Origin of the sequence: Candidatus Poriferisocius sp. (assembly GCF_965202595.1) — a bacterium.
In the GTDB taxonomy this organism is placed as follows: Bacteria; Actinomycetota; Acidimicrobiia; order Acidimicrobiales; family Bin134; genus Poriferisocius.
The window spans coordinates 387,054-410,251 of sequence record NZ_OZ241836.1; the positions used below are offsets into that span (position 1 = coordinate 387,054).

A 23,198-nucleotide genomic window follows, 5' to 3' on the forward strand; every position below is an offset into this window, starting at 1 on the left:
TTGACGAGCGCAGGAACACGCTCACCGCTGCGGTGCTGGCCGATGATCCCGCTCCACCACTGTGGAAACTGGTGGATTCGGGTCTGGCCGACGAGATAGTTCCCGAGCTGCCCGCTCTGCGCCTCGAGCAGGATCCCATCCATCGCCACAAGGATGTGCTGGCCCACACAATTGCCGTGGTGGCCAAGACCCGCCCCGACATAACCCTGCGCCTGGCCACCCTGTTCCACGACGTGGGCAAACCCCGAACCCGCTCCTACGAACGGGGCACCGTTACCTTCCACCACCACGAGGCGGTGGGGGCTCGCATGACCCGCAAGCGGCTGGCTGCGCTGCACTACCCCGAGTCGGTGGTGAACGACGTGAGCGAGTTGGTGCGGCTGTCGGGCCGGTTCAAGGGCTACGCCGGGGGCTGGAGCGATGCCGCGGTGCGCCGCTACGCCCGGGAGGCCGGGCCCTTGCTGGGTTATCTGAACGAGCTCGTGCGGGCCGACTGCACCACAAGGAACCGCCGCAAGGCCGCCGATCTCCAGCACCATGTGGATGACCTCGAGGCTCGGATCGCCCGCCTGGCCGAGCAGGAGCGCCGAGCGGCCGAGCGCCCGCTGCTCGACGGCCACGCGGTCATGGCCCGCTACGGCGTGGGTCCGGGCCCCGAGGTGGGTCGGGCTCTGGCGTTTCTCCTGGAGCTCAGACGCACCGAGCCCGAGTTGGATGCGCCCGCCACCGAGGCCCGCCTCGACACCTGGTGGGCCCGTAACCAGTCCTGATTTTTCTATTTATTTCTATGTAATTGTTTCTATGTAATTGCATGCATGTCACTACATGCGTGTAATTATCGGGGGCGGCCACTAATCTGAAGGCCTCTGTGGCAGGCAAGACCCAGTTGAGCAGGCCGGGCGTGAGTCGGCGAGCTGCGATTATCCGGTCGAATCGGTTGGGTCGGGCCGGTCGGGCTGTTGCGCTCCTGGCCTTTGTGGTGCTGTCATCGTCGTGTTTGTCGGGCAGCGATGCGCTGAGGGACACCGGTTCGTCCCGCGTGCGGGAGCCCATCGCATTCCCCGATACCAACGTAATCCTGGTTGGGGCCGCCAGCAGGGTGGCCACGGTGCCGGGGGGTTCCCCCTGGGCCGGCACCGGGGATGGCCCGCAACGGCTGGGGGTTGGGAGCACCACCGAGCCCATTGAGCCCGAGCGAGACTGCTCGCCCCGGGTTCCCGACGATCTGCGCGTATCCACCACCGCTCCCTCCGAGGCCGGTATCGAGATATCGCAGGCTGTGTACCCGTGCGCTCACGAGGTCGGTCTGGCCCCGGTTTCGGATGCCGCGGCCATCGCCACGCTGGTGTCCCGCGGGATTCGGGGGCCGCTGCTGCTGGTCGATTCCTGGGTGGAGCCTCCCCTTATGATCGAACTGCGGCGGCTGGCCCCGGATCGGATCGTTGCCGCCGGGTTGGACCGGCGAGCCTTCAGCTACGCCCTGGCCGACTTCGCCCTTGAGATGGTAACCGTCGATGAGCAGGCAACCATTCCGTTTGGGGGAGCGCCCCATGACCGGGTGTGGATCGTCGATAACACCGAACCGGCCACGCCGCTGGCCGCCCTCGGCCACCAGATCGGGGTGGGGGTGGTTGCGGCGACCGAGGATTTGCGAGCGGCCTCCCCCGAGGAGCGGGAGATGATATTCGGGGCGAGCCGGGTGGAGGTTCTCTTCGATCTCGGTGAGGATGCGGCCTGGCAACTGGAGGTGATCCGCCGGGGCGACGAGATCCCCGGGGGCGGCCTGCTCATGTTCGAACCGGGCCGGGGGGATCCCGGTCGGAATCGCCGCTTGGTGGCCATGTACGGCCATCCGGCGACAACCACCCTCGGAGTGCTGGGGGAGCAGGGTCCCGAGGCGGGAATCGAACGCCTCCGATCCATCGCCGGGGGCTACGACGGGGACGGTTACACGGTGCTGCCCACCTTCGAGATAATCGCCACCGTTGCCTCGGCTGCCCCCGGTCGAGACGGTGACTATTCGGGCGAGACCGCTCGGGATGCGATCAGGCCCTGGATCGAGGCGGCAGCCGCCAACGATGTCTACGTGGTGCTGGATCTACAGCCGGGAAGAACCGACTTTCTCACGCAGGCCCGGATCTACGAGGAGTTCCTCCGCCTCCCCCATGTCGGTCTTGCCCTGGATCCCGAGTGGAGGCTCAAGCCCGACCAGGTGCACCTGAACCAGATAGGCACGGTGGACGCGGCCGAGATCAACCGGGTGATCGATTGGCTGGCCGGTATCGTCCGCCGGGAGGCTCTTCCCCAGAAGTTGCTCATCGTTCACCAGTTCCGGCTGTCCATGATCACGAACCGTTCCGGTATAAGGACCCCTCCCGAGCTGGCGGTGCTGATCCACATGGATGGGCAGGGCAGCCTGGGGGCCAAGTACGGCACCTGGGACACCTTGACTGCCGGGACCGGGGCCGACCGGTTCCACTGGGGCTGGAAGAACTTCTACGACGAGGACTCCCCCCTGGCCACCCCCGAGCAGGTGCTCGAACTCACCCCCACCCCGGTGTTCGTATCGTTCCAGTAGAACCCAGCAGGTAGGGCTCAGGGGCGAACCGTGGGGTTAGTCCGCCCGGCCGCCCGGTTCAGAGCTGGTCTATGTAGGTGTCGGTGCCCACCACGGTCTTGTAGAAGGGGCCGGCCCAGCGGACATGGGCCAGGCCCGAGCCGTTGATTGCCTCCACGTATGACCGGAACGTGTCCCAGCAACCGTCGGGCTGCGTCTCGCTGAAGAAGATCTGGAGGGTGCGGGCTTCGGTACCCGGGCCCGAGCCCAGATTCATGGGGGAGTTGGAGGTGATCTCGTCCCGCTGGCGGGGCTTCCAGACCGAGCCGATGGCCACCGGTGAGCCCGCCATCATTTCGGGCATGGCGGTGTCTCGCAAGAAGGTGTGGAGTTGCTCCTCGCTCACACCATCGGATCGGTCCATGGCAACCACGCCGATACCGGCGTAGCCGTGGTCGAGGGCCAGCTCCAGCGGCACCGGGTCGTCGTCGCGGTACACGGCCCAGCCGCAGTCGGCCAGGATGGTGTGGCGGTGGGTGCGCTCGGCGAACCCCCGGCCGTTGCTGTACAGCCAGTGGACCTGCTCGCCGGCCCACTCCCAGTGCTCCTCGTCGTGGCCGTCGAGCACCCAGTACACCGCCAGGAACGATCCCTGATCGGTCTGCGAGACCTCGCCGCTGCCGTCGGTGATGCGCAGGTCCTTCAACCCTCGGGGGGCGACCCACCGGGATCCGGCGAACATCCAGGGTCCGATCATGCATCCGGAGTAGAAATGGTCCCGCTCGTACCAGCGGTTGTACTCCCGCTCGTGTCCCGGGTTGGGGTCCACCAGGGTGAACAGCATGCTGCCTACGTGGATGGGGTAATCGTTCACGACCCCGAACCTAGCCGCTTCTTGTGCGGAAAGCTCACCTCGGGTGGTTGTGTGGTGTATGGTTGTTTTATGACTTTGGTGCGTTGCTTGCGGGTTGGTTTGAGCTCTAACCGGGGGGGGGGGGGGTAGTCGTGTAGGGCTGCCCTGGTTTGGGTTTCTGGTTTTGGTGGGGTTGTTGGGGTCGGTGTTGGTTTGGGTGGGGGGTGTGGGTGCGCAGTCGGGTGTTCCGGGGTATCCGAATCCGTCGGTGGTGGTGTTGGATGGTGGGCGGGTGCGGTTGTCGTGGACACCGGGGGCGAATGCTGAGAGTGTTGCGCGTTATGAGTACACGTTTTCGCGGTCGACCGATGGTGGGAGTACGTGGGTTCCGACTTCGGCTCAGGTAAGGACCGCTTCGGGGGATCGTAGTGGGGTGGTGTGGTGGCCGGTGCCTGGTGGTGCGGCTGCCCGGTCGTTTGTGGTGTCGAATTTGACGGTTGGTGTTCATTACCAGTTTCATGTCAAAGCGGTGAACGCTGCTGGTGCGGGTGCTTCCCAGTTTGCGGATCCGACTTCGGTTCGTATTTCCAGTGTTGCCCCCGCTCCGGCGGGTTTGCGGGCGGTTCCCGGGGACTCCCAAATCACACTGAAGTGGGCCAAGGCTGCCGGTGAGGTAGCCGGGTCGGGGTTCACTGATATTTTGCGGTATGAGTACGCGATCAAGCAAGGCGACGGGCAATGGTCAGGGTGGTCGGTGATGGCCGACGATGGCAACGCTGCTAAGGATCGCGAATCATTCGTGGTCAAGGGGTTGACCAACGAAGTGGGGTATTCATTCCGGGTGCGGGCGGTCAACAAGCACGGCAACGGTGCCACCGGTGAGGTGGGGTCAACTGTAGTAAGGGGCGCACCGGGGGCTCCTCGTGGCTTTGTGGTAACACCGGGTGATAAGTCAGCGTTGTTGTCGTGGGCTGCGCCGGGTGTGGTTGGTTCGCCGGTTATGGGTTGGGAGGTTCGGTGGGCTGAGAGTTATACGGCGTTGACGCAAGCGGGTTGGCATCGGGTTCCTGGAGGGGCTGGGGCCAGGTCTTATGTTGTGGGTGGTTTGGATAACACTAAGAATTATGTGTTTGAGGTGCGGGCTGTTAACGCGTTGGGTGCGGGCACGGCGGCGCGTTCTGGGTTCGTGTCGCCGGGTGTGGTGTTGGGAGCGCCTGGTGGTTTTACGGCGACGGCGGCGGAGTCGTCGGTGGTGTTGAGTTGGGGGGAGCCGGCTGGTGTTGCTTCTCGGCCTTTTAGGGGTTATGAGTATTCGGTGCGGGCTGGTGATGGTGATTGGGGTGGTTGGGTGGCGATACCGGGTCCCTATACTACTGCGTCGTTTACGGTTCGGGGTTTGGTGGCGGGTGTGGGTTATTGGTTCCGGTTGCGGGCGGTGAATAATGTTGGGGCTGGTGCGGTGGCGGTGACAGCGGGGGTTGTTTATCCGGGGACGGTGCCGGCGGCGCCGGTGGTGGTTGCGGAGCCGGTGTCGGATTATTCGGTGGGGTTGCATCAGGCGGTTTTGTCGTGGACGGTGGATGATGGTGGTTCGCCGGTAACGAAGTGGCAGTTCAAGCGGTCAGATACGGTGGCAGGGTTGTCTGGTGCATCTTGGCATGTTTTGTGTGATAATACTGCGGGGGTGGATCCGGGGTGTGGGGGGTTGCGGTCGGTGACGTTGAACACGGGTAGGGTTGTTGATCCCAGGTATGCTGGGGCTACTTATTGTCCTGATGAGTGTTCCAGTAGTTTGCCTGTGGGGGATAATTATTTTTTGGTGCGGGCGGATAATGCTAGGGGTGAGGGTTTGGTGTCGGGGGTGGTGAGGGTTAATTTCGCTAAGGGGGTTCGTGCTATGCCAAATGCTTTGCATTTGCGGGGTTACACCGCTGATCCTCGTAGCACTGGTCGTCCTAATATAGTTGCTCAGTCGGGTAATACGAATGGTAGCACGACTGTGCGGCGTGAGTATGCGTGGAAGGTGGGTGATGAGCCGTGGGGTTCGTGGTTTGTTCAGGCGGGGGGCAAGAGAGGTCTTACTAATGCGGATGAGCGTTTTGATGAGATGACTTTTCGGGTTGGGGAGACTTACACTTTTCGGCACCGGGCGGTGACTGATCTGGGTGCGGGTTATGCGCGCGAGATGGTGCCGTTTGTTTTCGGGGCTCCACCGTTGCCGGGTGCTGCGGATTGGGCCGGTACCGACCTGACGCGGCCGGAGGTGTTGGCGGTTCCGGGTAATGGTCAGGTGAGGTTGAACGTTGTGCGACCCAAAGAGGAACGGCGCACCGATGCCAATCGTAATCCTTATTATGTGGTGGTTTATGAGAATGCTTTCACCGATCCCGATGGTACTTATGCTGATACGGTTTGGCAGTACTCGTATCGTTCCGCCGATGGTGAGTGGTCGCCGTGGGCGGTGGCCAATGTTGGTGAGCGGTTCGCGAATCGGGCTGCGGGCAGCACCGCTGTGACCACCGATGGGATCACGGTGTCGGGTTTGCGCAACGGGGTGGCCTACGAGTTCCGGGTCAGGGGGTTGAACCGGCACGGCAACACCATGTTGCCCGGTGTGGTGCTGTATTCCAATGGTGCCGGTTTGATTATCAACACCACAGCCGTCGATACTTTCCCCGACAAGGTGGTGATACCCGGTGTGAACCCACCCGCACCGGCAGGGCTAACCGCAACCGGTGGTGATGGGCAGGTGGTGTTGTCGTGGACCTCGGCAGGGTCTGGGGGTCCGCCGATTGTTCGCTGGGAGTACCGCAAACAATCACGTGCTGCTGCTGATGCCGCGTTCGGGGCTTGGGACACCGATTGGACAACGGTTTCCCGCAGCGGCCCCTCAACAACTCAAGCAACGGTGAAGGGTTTGGCCAATGGCACCCTGTATCGGTTCCAGGTGCGGGCGGTGAACGGGTTGGCTGATTGGGTGCCCTCGGGGCAGTTGGCCGCTGGTTCCGGTGATGGTGCGGCGGCGCAGTCGCTGGAGGTCGTCCCCGGTCGGGTGCCTGCTGCGCCTCGCCAGGTGACGGCGGTGCCGGGTGATGGTGAGGTGAAGATCACTGTGGTGGCCCCGTTGCGGGCTGCTTCTGCGGGGGATGCGAAATGGACATCGGTTCTGGGTTACGACGTTCGGGTGCGCCGCACCGGCAGCGAAGCTTTTGATGCGTGGCAGTCGTTGGGAACCCCGGTACCGCAACCCCAGAACCCGTCACCGGCCACCGCCACCCCCCGCCACCGGGCCGAGTCGGTTGGTGTGCCGGTGGGGGGTTTGGTCAACGGTGTGGGCTATGAGTTTGAGGTGCGGGCGGTGAACCGGTTCGGTGCTGGCCCCGCGGCTGGGGTGGTTGGTCCGGTGACGCCGACCGGTGCGCCCGCAGCCGGAACGCTGCAAGCCACCCCTGGCGATGGGCAGGCCACGCTGGTATGGACACCGGCGAACACGGGGGGCAGCACCATCTCTGGTTGGCAGTACCGCATGAAAACCGCTGGCGGGGGTTACGGTTCGTGGACGGCGGTAGCCGGTGGTGGGGCGGCTCGGGAGAAGGTGGTGGATGGTTTGGCCAATGGTCGGGCCTACACGTTCCAAATAAGGGCGGTGACCACTGATACCGAGGTGATCGGCACCGCGTTCGAGTCCGAGGCGGTCACTCCCTCCGCGGTGCCCCCAGCGCCGACGGTGACCGCCACCGCTGGTGACATGATGGTCACTTTGGGTTGGACCGCTGGTGTGAGCGGTGAGGTGGGTGAATCGTCGTGGGCTGCCCCGGTTACGGGGTGGCAGTACCGGGCCAAACCCGCCGACGGTGACTACGGCACCTGGGTTGATGTGGCTGCTGCTGTCGTCACCGCTGATGTTGGTGATTTGATGAACGGCACTGTTTATATGTTCGAGGTCAGGGCTCAGAACAAGATGGGCCCCGGCACCGCTGGTACTGCGATGGCGACACCGGCGACGGTGCCCGCCGCGCCGACTGTGACAGCTGCTGCTGGTGATGGGATGGTGACGGTGAGCTGGACACCGGGTGCCGATGGTGGGTCTGTGGTGACGGGTTGGCAGGTGCGTACCGGTGATGGCTCATGGCAGGACCATCCTGCTGATACCACCTCGGTGCCGGTGCTGAACCTGGTTAACGGCACCGCTTACACCTTCGGGGTCCGAGCCCAAAACGCCATGGGCCCTGGCGCTGTCGGCGTTGACACCGCAACCCCTGCTACCACCCCCGCTGCGCCCACGGTTACCGCCACACCCGGCGACAGCAGAGTCACGTTGTCATGGACACCCGGTGATGATGGGGGTTCTGCGGTGACGGGTTGGCATCTGCGGATCGATGATGGCCAGTGGCAGGACTTGGCTGGGGTGGGTTTGGGGGCTGATGCCACCTCGGTACCGGTACCCAGTCTGACTAATGGCACCAGCTACACTTTCCATATACGAGCCCAGAACGCGATGGGTGCCGGTGCTGTTGCCTCTGTTGCGGCGGTACCGGCGGCAGTACCAGATGCCCCCACCGTCACCGCAACGGTCACCGACGGGACCATTACCGTCACCTGGGCCGCGGGTACCGATGGGGGTTCGGTGGTGACGGGTTGGCAGTGGCGCACCCGTATCGGCAGCGCCGGTTTCGGTGATTGGGCCGATGTCGGGGCCACCACCACCAGCACGGTCATAGACGGAGTCGATGCTGGTACCGGCCCGGTGGGTTACACCTTTGAGGTGCGAGCGGTGAACGCGGTGGGTGCCGGCCCCGCGGGCACCTCGCCCACGATCACTCCTGGCGATGATCGGGCTGGTGATGAGGACTACTACACCGGTCCCGTCAACAGCCCGAGTTTCTGCGCGGAGTTCTCTTTGGGTGGAGCCCGCTTGTTCGCTCTCGATAGCAACGGTGATGGGGTGGCTGACATCTGCTCTTTGCCCTACACGCGGCGTGAGGCCATAGCCCGCCAGAACGCGGTGATCACTTTGGCCAACCGGTATCCCGCTTTGTATCGCCGGCTTGTGAACGCTGAGTGCGCCAACCAGCCCGGCAACGAGGCCTGCGGCGGTGACAGCCTGGCCGCACCCGGTTTCCCACCCCCCAACGACGGGGGTCCTTATTACTCCGGGACCATCACCGGCCCCTCCTGGTGCGCCAACCGCTCCCTGGGTGGGCCCACCACCTACCCCCTCGACAGCGACGGTGACGGCGTGGCCGATGTCTGCTCACTCCCGTACACCCGCCGCGAGGCCATAGCCCGCCAAAAAGCCGGTGACACCCTGGCCGCCACCCACCGCGATGAGTACAGGAGCATCCTGGCCGAGGAGTGCCGCCGCCTGGGCCGCGGCAACTATGGCGACAGTGTTGCTGATTTGAACAACGACATCTGCAACAACTAGCCCACCTCCACCTAATTTCTCCCCGCCGGGGTGTCCCCCACCACCCTGGGTCGACCCCGGCGGGGGCCGGTCCCCGCTAATGGCTTTGTGGTGGGGATGCTTGCGGGGGGGGGGGGGGTGGGTGGTTATAGTGGGGGTTATGTTGAGTTTTTTGCGGGTTGGTTTGGGCTCTAGCCGGGGGGGGGGTAGTCGTTTAGGGCTGCCCTGGTTTGGGCTCCTGGTTTTGGTGGGGTTGTTGGGGTCGGTGTTGGTTTCGGTGGGGGGTGTGGGTGCGCAGACGCAGACGCAGAGTGTGCCGAATTATCCTTCGTCGTGGGTGGTGGAGGTGTTGGGTGGTGGTCAGGTGCGGTTGTCGTGGGGGCCACCGCCGGCGACTGTGGGGGTTGTGGGTTATGAGTACACGTATTCTGAGCAGGCGTTTGGTCAGAGCAGTTGGGTTCCGCCGGTGGACAGGGTGGTGGATACTTCCACGGGGTTGCCGCCTACTTCGGGGGATCGTAGTGGGGTTGTGTGGCGGCCGGTGCCCGGTGGTGGGGCTGCTGGGTCGGTGGTGGTGTCAGGTTTGACGGTTGGTAGCAGGTACGAATTCTGGGTGCGGGCGGTGAACGCTGCGGGAGCGGGCCGTATTTTGGCTATGAGTCTGCCGGGTGGGGATTTGGTGTCTGATGTTGCGCCGGTGCCGGCGGGTTTGCGGGCGGTTGTTTCTGATTCCCGGGTGGAGTTGAAGTGGACCAAGGCTTCCGGTGAGGTGGCGGGTTCGGGGTTTGCTGCTATTTTGCGGTATGAGTACGCGATCAAACAAGGTGATGGGGGTTGGTCGGTGTGGTCGCCGATACCGGATTTGATTTCGAACAACGCAGTTGTGGCGGCTGAGGATCGCGAGTCGTTCGTGGTGTTGGGTTTGACCAATGATGTTGGGTATTCGTTCAGGGTGCGGGCGGTCAACATGCATGGTGCTGGTGCCACAGGTGAGGTGGGGCCGGTGGTGGTGGGGGGCGCGCCCGGTGCTCCGCGTAACTTTGTGGTAACACCGGGTGATAAGTCGGCGTTGTTGTCGTGGTCTGCGCCGGGGGTGGTTGGCTCCCCGATCACGGGTTGGGAAGTCCGGTGGCAGTCAGGGGTGGCGACACCGTCGGATGCTCCGTGGTTGAGGGTTCCTGATGGGGCCGGGGCCAGATCTTATTATGTGACCGGTTTGGATAATACCAATGTACATGTGTTTGAGGTGAGAGCTGTTAACGCGTTGGGTGGGGGTTTGGGGGCGCGTTCTGGGTTTGTGTATTTGGGTAAGCTACCGGAGGCACCTCGTAATTTGAGGATACTGACGGTGAAGGAGTCGTCGGTGGAGCTGAAGTGGGGCCGGCCGGCTAATTTATCTGGTGGTACTGCTACTACGGGGTTTCGGCGTTATGAGCACTCGGTGCGAGCCGGTGATGGTGATTGGGGTGATTGGGTGACGGTACCGGGTGACGCGAACAGCGCTACTATAAGTTTTGAGGTTAAGGGTTTGACTGCGGGTGTGGGTTATCGGTTCCGGGTGCGGGCGGTGAGTACTGTTGGTGGTGGTGAGGTGGCGGAGACGGGGGTTGTTTATCCAGGGACGGTGCCGTTGGCGCCGGCGGTGTCCGCGGAGGTGGTGTCGGATTACGCGATAGGGTTGCATCAGGTGGTTTTGTCGTGGACTGGTTCCGATGGTGGTTCTCCGGTGACGAAGTGGCAGTTGAGACATGCGACAACGGTGGGCGGTTTGGTTGGTGCGGCGTGGCATGTTTTGTGTGACAACACGGCGGGGTTGGATCCGATGTGTGGGGGGTTGTCGACGGTGACGGTGCCCACTGGTCGGGTTTTTGATGGTGTTGGTGGTACTAAATGTGTTGCGAAGTGTTCGGGGACTTTGGGTGTGGGGGATCATTATTTTGTGTTGCGGGCGCAGAACGCCAGGGGTGAGGGTTTGGAGTCGGGGGTGGTGAGGGTGAACATCGCCAAGGGTGTTCCTGCTATGCCGATGCATGTGTTTTTGAGGGGTTACACTGGTGATCCTCGTACCGATGGTCGCCCTCATATGGGTACACCCTTGCCGGTGAATTATCTTCATGATGGTAAGCGTTTGCGGTTTGAGTGGTCGTGGAAGGTTGGTGATAGGCCGTGGGGTGGTTGGGTTACTCTGGTGGGTAGCATTTCTAGTGCTACTGAGCTTTTCGATGAGATAACTTTCCGGGTTGGGGAAACTTACACGTTTCGGTTCCGGACGGTGTCTGATGTGGGTGCGGGTTATGCGGGCGAGTCGGAGCCGTTTGTTTTCGGAGCTCCGGGCTTGCCGGGTGCTGATGGTTGGTGGGGTTCGACCCACACGCGTCCGGAGGTGTTGGCGGTGCCGGGCAATGGTCAGGTGACGTTGAACATCGTCCGACCCAGTGGTGTCGGTGCAGAGAGTGTGGTTGTTTATGATAATGCTTACACTGATACCGATGGGGTTTATGATGATACGGTTTGGGAGTATTCGTATCGCCCGGTTGGCGGTGAGTGGTCTCCGTGGGCAGTGTCCAATACTGGTAAGTCTTTCGCTAATCGTAATCCCGATGCTAGGGGTACGGCGACGAACAGGCAGGTGGTGTCGGGTTTGCGTAATGGGGTGTCCTATGAGTTCCGGGTCAGGGCGCGGAACCAACACGGCACCGGTTGGTTGGAGGGTCCGGTGTTGTATTCCAACGGTGCCGGTTTGACAAACAAAGCCTCCGATGTCATGCCCGACAAGGTGGTGATCCCGGGTGTGGCCCCACCGGCACCAGCAGGTTTGACGGCTTCGGGTGGTGATAGCCAGGTTTCGTTGTCGTGGACCTCGGTGGGGTCCGGGGGTCCGCCGATTATTCGTTGGGAGTACATCAAACAGGAACGAGCCGCGGGCGAGACCACATGGGATGATTGGGAGACCACTTGGACACCGGTTCCGGGTTCGGGGCCGTCGAGGACTCAAGGGGTGGTGAAGGGTTTGACCAATGGCACCTCGTACCGGTTCCGCCTGCGGGCGGTGAACGCGCTGGCCGATTGGGTGCCCTCCGGCCAGTTGGCGACCGGCGCTGGTAACGGCGCCCAGGCGCAGTCATTATCCGTCACCCCCGGTAAGACGCCCACTGCGCCCCGTCAGGTGGCAGTGGCACCGGCCGATGGTGGGGTGAGGGTCACTTTGTTGGCCCCGCAGAGTGGTTCTGCTGTTTTGGGCTATGAGGTTCGGATGCGCCGCAGCGGTAGCAGCAGTTTTGATGCGTGGCAATCGTTGGGAGCTCGCATCACCCCACCGGCCCGCCACCCAGCGGAATCAGTCGGGGTGCCGGTACGGGGCCTGACCAACGGCGTGGCCTATGACTTCGAGGTGCGGGCGGTGAACCAGTTCGGCACCGGCCCCGCCGCGGGGGTGGTCGGCCCGATAACACCGGTGGGCGCACCCGCTGGTGGTTCGCTGCGAGCTGTTGCTGGTGATGGACAGGTCACGCTGTCGTGGGATGCAACGAACACGGGGGGCAGCACGGTTACGGGTTGGCAGTATCGCATGAAAACTGATGGTGGGGGTTACGGTTCGTGGACCGCGGTCACTGGTGGGGCGACGGCGCGGAGTTTGGTTGTGGATGATCTCGCCAACGGGCGGGCCTATACCTTCCAGGTGCGGGCGGTAACCACCGATGTTCAGGTGATTGGGGCGGCGTTCGAGTCCGAGCCTGTCACCCCCTCAGCAGTGCCCCCCGCCCCGTCGGTAACCGCCACCGCTGCGGATATGAAGGTCACTTTGAACTGGAGCGCTGGTGCTAGCGGTGTGGTGGGGGAGTCCAACTGGGCTGCTGCGGTTACTGGGTGGCAGTACCGGATGAAAACCGGCACCGCTGGTTACGGGGCTTGGTCTAACGTGCCTGCCGCTACCACCACCCGCGACATCGATGGTCTCACCAACGGTGTTGCCTACACCTTTGAGGTAAGGGCGCAGAACAAGATGGGTCCCGGCACCGCCGCTACCGCGACGGCGACACCGGCCACGGTGCCTGATGCGCCGGCAGTGACCACCACGGCTGGTGACAAAACGGTGACAGTGTCGTGGACACCCGGCGATAACGGTGGTTCGCCGGTAACGGGTTGGCAGTTGCGCACCGGCGATGGTGAGTGGGCTAATTATCCTGCTGGTACGACTTCGGTGCCCGTCTCCAATCTCGTCAACGGCACCACCTACACCTTCCAAGTCCGAGCCCAAAACGATATGGGCAACGGCGCTGTTGGGGTTGACACTGCGATGCCAGCGATGACCCCTGCTGCTCCGATGGTTACCGCCACGTCCGGTGACGGTACGGTGACTTTGTCGTGGACACCTGGCACCGATGGGGGTTCTGCGGTGACCGGTTGGCATTTGCGGGTCGATGATGGCGAGTGGCGGGACTTGGCCGGGATGGGTTTGGGCGCTGATGCCACCTCGGTGCCGGTTCGAGACCTGACTAATGGCACCAGTTACACGTTCCACCTAAGGGCTCAGAACGCGATGGGTGCTGGTGCGGTGGCCTCGGTGTCGGCGACACCTGCTGCGGTACCGGCTGCTCCCAGCGTCACAGCGACGGCTACCGATGGCACCATCACCGTCACCTGGATGGCGGGTGCCGATGGGGGGTCTGCGGTGACGGGTTGGCAGTGGCGCACCCAGGTCGGTAGCGCTGGTTTCGGTGAGTGGGCCGACTTTGGTGCAGCCACGATGAGCACGGTCATAACCGGGGTTGATACTGGCACCGGTCCGGTGGCCTATGTGTTCGAGGTGCGAGCCATCAACGCAATTGGTGCTGGCTCCGCAGGCACATCGTCCACCATCACCTCCGGCGACGATGCTCCTGGTGGTGATACCCCCAGCGATCAGGTTTACTACTCCGGCCCGGTCACCGGTCCGAGTTTTTGTGCGGAGTTCTCCCTGGGTGGGGCCCGCCTGTTCGCCCTCGACAGCGATGGTGATGGGGTGGCCGATATTTGCTCGCTGCCCTACACGCGCCGTGAGGCCATAGCCCGGCAAAACGCGGTGATCACTTTGGCGAATCGATACCCGGATTTGTACCGCCGGCTCGTCAACGCCGAGTGCGCCAACCAGCCCGGCAACGAGGTTTGCGGTGGCGAGGAGTTGGCCGCTCCGGGGTTCCCGCCGCCCAACGACGGGAGTCCCTACTACTCGGGCACCATCACCGGCCCCTCCTGGTGCGCCAACCGCTCCCTGGGAGGCCCCACCACCTACCCCTTGGACAGCGACGGTGACGGGGTGGCCGATGTGTGCTCGCTGCCCTACACGCGGCGCGAGGCCATAGCCCGCCAAAAAGCCGGCGACACCCTGGCCGCTACCTATCGCGACGAGTACAAAACCATCCTGGCCGAGGAGTGCCGCCGCTTGGGCCGCGGCAACTACGGCGACAGCGTTGCCGATCTGAACAACGACATCTGCAACAACTAGCCCACCCCCACCCTATTTCTCCCCGCCGGGGTGCCCCCCACCACCCTGGGTCAACCCCGGCGGGGACCCACCACTACAATCACCACCGCCACCACGTGTCAACAACCTCCACGAATGTTACAACTAGATACACAGTGGCACCCCTCACTCCAGCAAGCTGAGCACGAGGGTTGCTCAACCCCTCACTCCAGCAAGCTGAGCACGAGGCCGTCCAGGATGTCGGACTCCGATACCAGGCAGGTATCGAAATCGAAATGGCGCATGATCTTGACCAGCACGGTCATGCCCCCCACGATCACGTCCACCCGGCCCGGTTCGAGCCCGGGGTTGTGGGCCCGGTCGGCGCGACACTCGGTGGCCAGGGTGCGGAACACATCCTCGGCAGCCGCCCTGGTCAGCTCGAAATGGTGGATCCGGTCCCGGTCGTAAACCACCAAGCCCTGCTCTACCGCCGCCGCGGTCGAGATGGTGCCGGCCAAACCGATGAAGGTCCGGGCGTGGCGGGCCGCGGGCATCTCCCGATCCACATCGTCTAGGTGGGCACCGATCACCGACAGGCAGGCGTGCAGCTCCTCGGGTAGGGGCGGGTCGCTGTGCAGGTACTTCTCGGTGAGCCGCACGCAGCCGACATCTATCGACAGGGCCGACTCGCAGGCCGTGGTGCCCACGCTCAACTCGGTGGAACCTCCCCCCAGATCCACCACCAGGAACGGCCCCATCGCGAGGTCGAACTCGGCCGTGGCCCCCCGGAACGACAGTTCACCCTCGGCCCTGCCGCTCAGCAACTCGGGCCGGACCCCGACAACGGCCTCGGCCCGATCGAAGAACTCGTCACGGTTGGCGGCATCCCGGGCGGCAGAAGTGGCGGTGATGCGCACCTCCCCGGCTCCATGGTGGTCCATGACCTCGCGGTAGCGGCGCAGGCAGTCCAGCGTGCGATTCATGGCTCCGGCGGCCAGCCGGCCGGTTCGGTCCACCCCCTCGCCCAGGCGGGTGATGGTCATCAGCCGATCCAGCGTCTGACCCCGACCCCGGCTGACCAGCAGGCGGGTGGAGTTGGTTCCGCAGTCGATGGCCGCCACCACGGAGCGGTTCACGCCGGTGACCCCGGGTCGAGATGCTCCGCCCGGAACGCTACCGGTGCTGTCGAGGGGTTCTGAGGGTTCACGCCGGTGACCCCGGGTCGAGATGCTCCGCCACCCAGCGGCCCACCGGGTCGTCACCCCCGGCCAGGTGCCAGGCGTAGTGGGCGTGGAGGCACTTCACCCCCTGGCGAGTGCCGCCCACCCCGGCGGTGGGGCGGTGACCCCGGTGGCCGTCGGGAATGGCTCCGTCCCGCTCGGCGGCGTAACGGCGGTGGGCATCGGCCAGCTCGCCGGCATCGACCGCGGCCTCGGCCCGTCGCACTCCCCCGGCTGCCTCGAGCCGGCTCACCTGCCGCACATCGTCGGGGCCCACCAACCAGTACCGGGTGGGCATGGGGGTGCCGTCGTCAAAAAGGGGAGCGTTTTTCAACACCCGGGGCGTACCGTCATCGGCCCTGACCACCACCTCGTAGGAACCCTGGGGAACCCGACCCAGCAGGGCCTCGACCTGCTCGTCGTCACCGGGATTCAGGATCAGCCCTTCTTTTTCTTCTTCCTCTTGAAGAGCTTCCTGAGGATCCACAACCCGGCTATGACTCCGGCTATGGGTCCCAACCTCTTGGCCGCCGGCGGGCCGGCCACGTCCAGAAGATCGATGGGCGCAGATTCCACATCCTGGGTTACAGCCTCATCGCCGGCAGATTCCACATCCTGGGTTACAGCCTCATCGCCGGCGGGGGCCGACAGCAGGGACTCCAAGTTCTCGGCGAACCGGTCCATCAGCTTGGCGCTCACGTCGGGGATGAGATTGCGGCCGATCTGGGCCACCTTTCCGGTGATCTTGAGCTCGGTGGTTACCCCCACCCCGGTCCGATCCTCGCCCAGGGATTCCAAGGCCGCTGTTATCTGGGCGCTGGCGTTGCCCTGCCCCCGGGTCTCGCGCCCCTCAGCCAGGATGACCACCTTGAGGGCATCACGGTCGCGCTCCACAAACGTGGCCTTACCCTTGTACTGGGCGTTGATAGGGCCCACCTTTATCTTGACCACCCCCCGGTACTCCTCCCCCTCCACCTCGGTGAGCTGGGCACCGGGCAGGCAGGGGGCGATGCGCTCCACGTCGTTGAGGGCATCCCATACCTCATCGACCGAGGCGTTCACTTCGATCTGGTTGGTCATCTCCATGATTGCAGGTCCTCCAGGGTATCGAAATCGACCGGATCCCCCGAACAGGATACCTCGCTAACCAGTTCGGGCCTCATTCGCATCAGCATTCTGGCCCCGGCATCGCCACCGGTGGGCAGAAGCGGCCAGACCGCGGCCCCCAGCTTCACCGGGGGGCTGCGACGACCGCGATAGGTGGCGGTCACCAGATCGCCCTCGCCCTCGGCCACCGCCCGCCACGACTCCGGGCCCACCAGGGGTTGGTCACCCAGGCCGACCACCACCGCCTCGTGGCCATCCTTTTCGGCTATGAACACCCCGGCTCGCAACGAGGTGGCCTGGCCCAACTCCCACGAGTGGTTCTGCACCAGGATCACCCCGTCGGGAATCAGGTCACGCAGCTCCACCGCCCCGGCAACCACATACACTGCGTCCAGACCGGCCCCCAGCGCAGCCTCCACGGCGTGCTGCACGACGGTCGAACCCCGGAACTGGGCCCTCAGCTTGTGGGTGCTGCCCGCGAACCGGGTACCGGCCCCAGCAGCCAGTACCAACCCGGCAATGCTCACGGCACGAAAACCTCACCATCGGGATGCCCACCCGCCATACCCCTCCAAGTCGTTACCCCGGCAATGCTCACGGCACGAAAACCTCACCATCGGGATGGAACACCGCCCAGGCGAACCAGAACTCGTTGGTGTGAGGCACCGGATCGAGCCGGGTGCCGGACAACTCTCCCTCCACCGCCTGGCCGAGCACGTTCCAGGTCGAGCCGGTGAGATCATCGGTGAACCGGCCCTCACCGGCGGCTGAGAACTCCAGCGGCTCACCGTTGACCCGGCGGTCAAAGGCCAGAGCGGCCCCCACATCGGCACCCGCCGCGGTGCTGGAGGAATCCAGAGCGTCGGCGGTGCCCGGCGACCACAACACCACCACAGGCACCCCGGCCACGGTGTCGTTCACCGCCCCGGCTACCCGCACCACGCTGAACGGGTAGGCCCTGGCCCGACCGTTTACCGTCAACCCCAAGGTGCGTTCCAGCGCGGGGTACCGGTCATCGAGTTCGGAAACGTCGAAGAACCCCGGGATCGGGGTGGCCCGAGAGGTGTACTGCACATAAGGGTTGCGGCCGTAGCTGCTGGCCGGCCGGCTCGAAGGGGCCAGTACCCGACCATCGGGATATCCGGCCCGGAAGTCCCGCCAGGACACGATGGCCGACGGGATCACCTCCAAACGGCGACCGGCGTGCGCCCCCACCAGGCCCTCGCCGCCGATCTGCTGCCATAGCGACTCGGTGGCATCGTCCCACATAACCAGGTCGCTTTTGCGCAAAAGACCCGATGTGCCGAACCGCAGGCGCCGACCATCCACCACGGGGTCGAACACCAAAGCGCTGTTGCACAGCGGGCAGTAGGTGACCAGCACCGGATGCCCGTTCACCTCGTCGTTGACTATCTCGTGGACAATGAGCATGGCCAATGGATAGAAGCGGGCCTCATCACCCATCACCAGCAGCAAGCCGGGCTCCCGGTCGGCCCAGCCGGCATCCGATACCGGAGCGAACTCGGGGTTGTCCATCGGGGGTATGCGGTCGCGGATGGGGATCGTCGCGATGCCAATACGCAGCTCGTCCAGGTGGATGGTGCGGGTGGAAAAGTCGGTACCCCAACCGGACGTAACCCGGGCCAGATCCCCGGTGGGACCTTCACCGTCGACGATCACCTCCCGAGTGGGTACAACCGGGGGAGCCGCCACGGATGGGGTCCCAGATACAACCGGCGGAGCCGCCACGGATGGGGTCCCGGATACAACCGGCGGAGCCGCCACGGATGGGGTCCCAGATACAACCGGCGGAGCCGCCACGGATGGGGTCCCAGATACAACCGGCGGAGCCGCCACGGGGTCGGGGGAGCCACAGGCTGACGCGATCAAACCCGCCGCCACCAGTGCGGCGAGGTGTCTCATCCCGCCGCCGGGGGGCGGTGGATGGGGCCATCGCCGTCGCGCAACGACGGGGCCGCGTGGCCGGTGCGGTTGGCGATGATCTCGGCGCACACAGAGACAGCCGTCTCCTCGGGGGTGCGGGAGCCGATGTCCAGCCCGATGGGGGCCATGAGCCGGTCGATGTCCTTGCCATCCACCGCCACCTCACGCAATCGCTCCAGGCGGGTGGCATGGGTCCGGCGACTTCCCATGACCCCGATATAACCCACGCCGGTGGCCACGGCCCGCTGCACCGCGGGCACGTCGAACTTGGGATCGTGGGTGAGTATGCACACCGCGTCGTGGGGGCCGAGGCGATCCCCGTAGGCATCGAACACCTCGTCGGGCCAGGCCACCATCACCCGATCCGCCATGGGAAACCGTTTGACGGTGGCGAACACCGAACGGGCATCGGCCACGATCACGTTGAACCCCAGCAGCTTGCCGGCGCGGGCCAGCGCGGCGGTGAAATCCACCGCTCCGAACACAATCATCAGCGGCGGCGGGGCGAACGACTCTATGAACACCGACACATCGGTCTCCCGGGCCTGCCCCTCGGGGCCGTAGTGGCGCACGCCGGTGCGGCCGGCGGCCAGCTCGCCCACTGCGTCCCGGCTCACGATCCGATCCAACTCGGGATGACCCAGGGTCCCGGTGGTCTCGCCGCCGGGCTCCACCACCAGCTTGGCCCCGGTTTTTCCACCCTCGATGACGGTGGCCAGCGCCACCGGTCGCTCGCTGACGATGGCGTCCCTCAGCCGCTCATAAAGCCCGACCACCGCTACCAGTCCAGCGGCTCGATGAACAGGTGGATGGTGCCCCCGCAGGTGAGCCCCACCGCGAAGGCCTCGTCGTCGCTGTAGCCGAAGCTGACCATGCGCCGCCGGCCACTGTCGAGAATGTCCAGGGCCTCGGCCACCACCGCACCCTCCACGCAGCCCCCCGATACCGATCCGACCACATCCCCGTTGTCGCTCACCGCCATGGCGGCACCGGGATCGCGGGGGCCTGAGCCCTCGACGTTCACCACCCGGGCCAGCGCCACCCGGCGGCCCTCGGCCCGCCAGGCATCCAACTCGGCCAGTATCTCTTTCATACCGCCCCCGTTCCGCTCATACCGGATCGGGTGATCCCAGGGGGCCGGGAGGCCGGGGCCCGGTCGCCGTCCAGCACCTCGGCCAGGCGCTCCAGCGAGCGCAAAGAATGGCCTTCGATGAAGTCGTCCACATGGGGCAGCGCGGCGGCCATGCCCTGGGCCAGAGGTTGGTAACCGGGGGTGGCCTTGAGCGGATTCACCCATACGAGTCTATGGGTCACCCGGCGCAAACGGGCCATCTGCTCGGCCATCACCTCGGGGCTGCCCCGGTCCCAGCCATCGCTGAGGATAACCACGGTGGCCCCCCGGGCCATACCCCGGATACCCCAGGTCTCGTTGAACACAGCCAGGGTGTCCCCCAGCCGGGTACCGCCCGACCAGTCGCTCACCGCGCCCCCCGCTGCCCTCAACGCCCGGTCGGGATCACGCGACGACAGTTCCCGGGTGATGCGGGTCAACCGGGTGCCGATGGTGAACACCTCAACCCGGCGGCGGCCCACCACCGCAGCATGGACGAACCGGATGAGGGCCCGGGCGTAGGTCTCCATCGACCCGGAGATGTCCAGCAGCAGAACCACCCGGCGCAACCGCTCACCGGGCACGGTGTAGCAGCGCCGCACCGGTTCCCCACCGGTTCGGATGGCGGCCCGCACCGTGCGGCGCAGTTCGGGATGCCCGGCTCGACGATGAGCGCGGCGGCGACGGGATCGGCGCGTGCTGCCGATACGAGTCATCGTGGCCATGAGACGGTGGGCTTCGTCCAGCTCGTCGATGCTGCAATCGGCGAAGTCCTTGTCCCGCAACACCTCCTGGCGGCTCCACCGCAGCATGAGCGACGGATCCGAGGGTTCCTCATCCCCGCCGCCATCATCGTCGTCACCCTCGTCATCGCCGTCATCGTCCACCACCAGGGTGATGGGCTGGGCCACCTCCACCACCGGGGTGACCACCAGCGGCTGCCCCCGGTAGTAGGTATCGAAGATCCTGTCGTACACCTCGATATCGTCGGGTTCGGTTATCAGGGTGGCCCGGCCCGCCCAGTACACGGAGCTGCGCCGCTCCAGGCCCACCGCACCGAGGGCCTGGTAGTAGTTCACCGACGACCCGACGGCCACATCGAGGCCCGCGCCCCTCAAAGCGTTGACAAAACCAACAGCCAGTTGATCAGCCCTTACCGCCGACAACTCCAACCCCTCCCGCCGGGTGAACGCCAGGGTCAGCCCGCAGCGGCAACGGCCCGCTCGATCAGGCCGCCGATTCCCTGGTCAACCACCCGCTGCTGGTCCTCCCGGTACTTGAGCACCGACCCCAGACTGGCCCGGGTGATCTCGGGAGTCAGCTCGGACGCACCGAGGCGGCCCAGGGCCAGGCTCCAGTCGATGCTCTCGGCCACTCCGGGCGGTTTGTACAGGCCCAGCTCCCGGAACGTGGCCACCGCCGCCGCCACCTGCCGGGCCAGGGGTTCGCCCACCCCGGGGGCCCGCCGGCCGATGATGGCCACCTCCCGCTCGAATCCGGGGTGCTCAACCCAGTGGTAAAGGCAGCGTCGCTTCAAGGCGTCGTGAACATCGCGGGTGCGGTTGGAGGTGATGATCACCCGGGGCGGGACCACCGCTGCAAACCGGCCGATCTCGGGAACGGTCACCGCGTAGTCGGACAGGATCTCCAGCAGGAAGGCCTCGAACTCGTCGTCGGCCCGATCAACCTCGTCGATGAGCAGCACCGGCGGCGGCCCCTCAGTTGCGGCAATGGCCCGCAGCAGCGGGCGCCGGATGAGGAAGCGCTCGGAGTAGAGCTCGTCCTCCAGAGCCTCGGCGGTATCCCGGGTGGCCCCCCCGGTGGCTTCGGCGGTGCGCAGGTGCAACAACTGGCGGGAGTAGTCCCACTCGTACACCGCCTGGGCCACGTCGATGCCCTCGTAGCACTGGAGGCGGATCAGCTCGGCACCGGTCCAGGTAGCCAGGGCATTGGCCGTTTCGGTCTTGCCCACACCGGGCTCGCCCTCCAGCAGCAAGGGTCGGCCCAGGGTGATGGCCAAGAACACGGCGGTGGCCAGCCCCTCATCGGCCAGGTAGTCGCAGCTCTCCAGTCCCTCGGCCACCTCGGCGACACTCGCCGGCAAGCTCAAACGTGAACCGGTCGAAGCGTCGCAGCTCTCCAGTCCCTCGGCCACCTCGGCGGCCGATGAGGGCTGATAACCCGGAGGTTGGGTTCTAGCGTCCAGCGGCTTCGAGCGCCCGGCGGGTGAGCACCCGGGCGAGGTGCTCACGGTACTCGGGCCCGGCGTTCAGGTCGGACGGCGGGTTGGTTCCCTCAGCCGCGGCCTCGGCGGCCTCGGTGGCCGAGGCCCCCCCAACCAGGGCGGCCTCCACCCCTGCGGCCCGGATTGGCGTGCTGTCCATGTTCACCAGACCAACACCGGAGCTGCCGTTGCTAACCACCGCCGACACTCCCACGATGGCCCAGTCCTGGGCCCTGCGGTTGAACTTCTGGAAACCCCAGGTTGCGTCGGGCATCTTCGGCACCCGGATCTCGGTGAGCAGCTCGTCGGGGTCCAGAGCGGTCTCCAGGAAACCGGTGAAGAAATCATCCACTGCGATCTCCCGCTCGCCCCCCGGCCCCCTCACCACCAGGGTGGCCCGCATGGCCAAAAGCACCGACGGCAGATCGGATGCGGGGTCGCCGTGGGCCACCGAGCCGCCTATGGTGCCCCGGTGACGTACCTGGGGGTCGCCCACATGGCCGGTGGCCTCGGCCAGCAACCCGGCCTGACCCCGTACCAGATCGCTGATCTCCACATCGCGATGGCGGGTCAAAGCACCGATGGCCAGATGATCGCCGGCATCGCTGATATAGCTGAGGTCATCGATGCGCCCGATGTCCACCAGCACCGCGGGGGTGGCCAGCCGCAGCTTCATCAGCGGCAGCAGCGAGTGACCCCCGGCCAGCAGCTTGGCCTCGTCGCCGTGCTCGGCCAGTGCGGCCAGGGCCTCGTCGGCCGACCCGGCCCGGATGTAGTCGAATGCCGCCGGGATCATGACGAGGCCTCGGCGCAGTGCAGAACGGCCTTCACGATGTTGTGGTACCCGGTGCAGCGGCACAGGTTGCCCTCGAGGCCGATGCGAACCTCCCGCTCGGTGGGATCGGGGTTCTCGTCCAGAAGGGACACGGCGGCCATGACCATGCCCGGCGTGCAGTAACCGCACTGGAGGGCGTGACACTGGCGGAAGGACTCCTGCATGGGATGCAGAACATCGCCATCGGCCAGACCCTCGATGGTGGTGAGGTTTTGCCCATCGGCCTGCACGGCCAGCATGGTGCAGGACTTGACCGACTCACCGTTCACATGGATGGTGCAGGCACCGCACGAGGAGGTGTCGCACCCGATGTTGGTACCGGTGAGACCGACCACGTCGCGGATGTAGTGGACCAGCAGCGTGCGCGGTTCCACATCATGCGAATAGCCATCCCCGTTGATGGTGACCGTTACTTCCACGGCTTCCCCCTGTTCGTAATCCGGGCCAGCAAGGAATCTAGTACAAGCACCGGTACCCAGGTAATGCCGAACGCC

16 protein-coding genes are annotated in these 23,198 nt (G+C 65.1%); 4 read left to right on the plus strand and 12 right to left on the minus strand.

The genetic code is table 11. The features are described 5' to 3' along the window. Positions 1-32: 32 nt before the first annotated feature. Both ACOGXC_RS02180 and ACOGXC_RS02185 read left to right on the plus strand, forming a co-directional pair. A complete protein-coding gene (locus tag ACOGXC_RS02180) occupies positions 33-770 on the plus strand; it encodes an HDIG domain-containing metalloprotein (protein ID WP_419919090.1) in 738 nt (245 codons plus the stop codon). 131 nt (positions 771-901) lie between these two features. Beyond that, the gene (locus ACOGXC_RS02185) at positions 902-2,578 is read left to right on the plus strand and encodes a hypothetical protein (protein ID WP_419919091.1); all 1,677 of its coding nucleotides are present in this window, start codon (positions 902-904) and stop codon (positions 2,576-2,578) included. A 58-nt stretch (positions 2,579-2,636) separates the two neighbouring features. On the opposite strand, the gene ACOGXC_RS02190 is transcribed toward ACOGXC_RS02185, so the two are convergent. Continuing rightward, positions 2,637-3,431, minus strand: coding sequence for a hypothetical protein (locus ACOGXC_RS02190; protein WP_419919092.1), 795 nt, complete (start codon positions 3,429-3,431; stop codon positions 2,637-2,639). A gap of 205 nt (positions 3,432-3,636) precedes the next feature. Between ACOGXC_RS02190 and ACOGXC_RS02195 the strand changes: the two genes are divergently transcribed. Together ACOGXC_RS02195 and ACOGXC_RS02200 are read left to right on the plus strand one after the other, a co-directional pair. After that, positions 3,637-8,838 carry a fibronectin type III domain-containing protein gene (locus ACOGXC_RS02195; RefSeq protein WP_419919093.1) on the plus strand — a complete coding sequence of 1,734 codons (5,202 nt, stop codon included), beginning with the start codon at positions 3,637-3,639 and terminating at the stop codon, positions 8,836-8,838. Between the two features lie 265 nt (positions 8,839-9,103). Continuing rightward, positions 9,104-14,302: a fibronectin type III domain-containing protein gene (locus ACOGXC_RS02200; RefSeq protein ID WP_419919094.1), complete on the plus strand. Its 5,199-nt coding sequence runs from the start codon at positions 9,104-9,106 to the stop codon at positions 14,300-14,302. Between the two features lie 182 nt (positions 14,303-14,484). On the opposite strand, the gene ACOGXC_RS02205 is transcribed toward ACOGXC_RS02200, so the two are convergent. The 11 genes from ACOGXC_RS02205 to ACOGXC_RS02255 all read right to left on the minus strand — a co-directional run bounded on the left by ACOGXC_RS02205 (position 14,485) and on the right by ACOGXC_RS02255 (position 23,123). Next, positions 14,485-15,399, minus strand: coding sequence for an exopolyphosphatase (locus ACOGXC_RS02205; RefSeq protein WP_419919095.1), 915 nt, complete (start codon positions 15,397-15,399; stop codon positions 14,485-14,487). 67 nt (positions 15,400-15,466) lie between these two features. Then, positions 15,467-15,970 carry a DUF501 domain-containing protein gene (locus tag ACOGXC_RS02210; protein WP_419919096.1) on the minus strand — a complete coding sequence of 168 codons (504 nt, stop codon included), beginning with the start codon at positions 15,968-15,970 and terminating at the stop codon, positions 15,467-15,469. Beyond that, on the minus strand, positions 15,922-16,569 hold the full coding sequence (locus tag ACOGXC_RS02215; RefSeq protein ID WP_419919097.1) for an SRPBCC family protein: 648 nt from the start codon (positions 16,567-16,569) through the stop codon (positions 15,922-15,924). Before ACOGXC_RS02215 ends, ACOGXC_RS02210 begins: the two co-directional genes overlap by 49 nt. After that, positions 16,560-17,117 (minus strand): nucleotidyltransferase family protein, encoded by a 558-nt coding sequence (locus tag ACOGXC_RS02220; protein ID WP_419919098.1) that lies wholly within the window; start codon positions 17,115-17,117, stop codon positions 16,560-16,562. Before ACOGXC_RS02220 ends, ACOGXC_RS02215 begins: the two co-directional genes overlap by 10 nt. A gap of 67 nt (positions 17,118-17,184) precedes the next feature. Then, positions 17,185-18,303 (minus strand): DUF3179 domain-containing protein, encoded by a 1,119-nt coding sequence (locus ACOGXC_RS02225; RefSeq protein ID WP_419919099.1) that lies wholly within the window; start codon positions 18,301-18,303, stop codon positions 17,185-17,187. Positions 18,304-18,509: 206 nt separating this feature from the next. Continuing rightward, complete coding sequence (locus ACOGXC_RS02230; protein ID WP_419919100.1) at positions 18,510-19,310, minus strand: XdhC family protein; 801 nt, start codon at positions 19,308-19,310, stop codon at positions 18,510-18,512. Positions 19,311-19,312: 2 nt separating this feature from the next. After that, positions 19,313-19,627, minus strand: a complete 315-nt coding sequence (locus tag ACOGXC_RS02235) for an XdhC family protein (protein ID WP_419919101.1) — start codon at positions 19,625-19,627, stop codon at positions 19,313-19,315. Next, positions 19,624-20,811, minus strand: coding sequence for a vWA domain-containing protein (locus ACOGXC_RS02240; RefSeq protein WP_419919102.1), 1,188 nt, complete (start codon positions 20,809-20,811; stop codon positions 19,624-19,626). The genes ACOGXC_RS02235 and ACOGXC_RS02240 overlap by 4 nt, the downstream gene beginning before the upstream one ends. Before the next feature lie 32 nt (positions 20,812-20,843). Then, positions 20,844-21,788 (minus strand): AAA family ATPase, encoded by a 945-nt coding sequence (locus tag ACOGXC_RS02245; RefSeq protein ID WP_419919992.1) that lies wholly within the window; start codon positions 21,786-21,788, stop codon positions 20,844-20,846. Positions 21,789-21,840: 52 nt separating this feature from the next. Beyond that, positions 21,841-22,665 carry an FAD binding domain-containing protein gene (locus ACOGXC_RS02250; RefSeq protein ID WP_419919103.1) on the minus strand — a complete coding sequence of 275 codons (825 nt, stop codon included), beginning with the start codon at positions 22,663-22,665 and terminating at the stop codon, positions 21,841-21,843. Continuing rightward, positions 22,662-23,123, minus strand: a complete 462-nt coding sequence (locus tag ACOGXC_RS02255) for a (2Fe-2S)-binding protein (protein ID WP_419919993.1) — start codon at positions 23,121-23,123, stop codon at positions 22,662-22,664. The genes ACOGXC_RS02250 and ACOGXC_RS02255 overlap by 4 nt, the downstream gene beginning before the upstream one ends. Positions 23,124-23,198: the final 75 nt, after the last annotated feature.

Bases quoted from the DNA above. Each gene is read 5' to 3' on its own strand.
- ACOGXC_RS02250 (WP_419919103.1), bottom strand. From the start codon at position 22,665: ATGATCCCGGCGGCATTCGACTACATCCGGGCCGGGTCGGCCGACGAG.
- ACOGXC_RS02235 (WP_419919101.1), bottom strand. From the start codon at position 19,627: ATGAAAGAGATACTGGCCGAGTTGGATGCCTGGCGGGCCGAGGGCCGC.
- ACOGXC_RS02215 (WP_419919097.1), bottom strand. From the start codon at position 16,569: ATGGAGATGACCAACCAGATCGAAGTGAACGCCTCGGTCGATGAGGTA.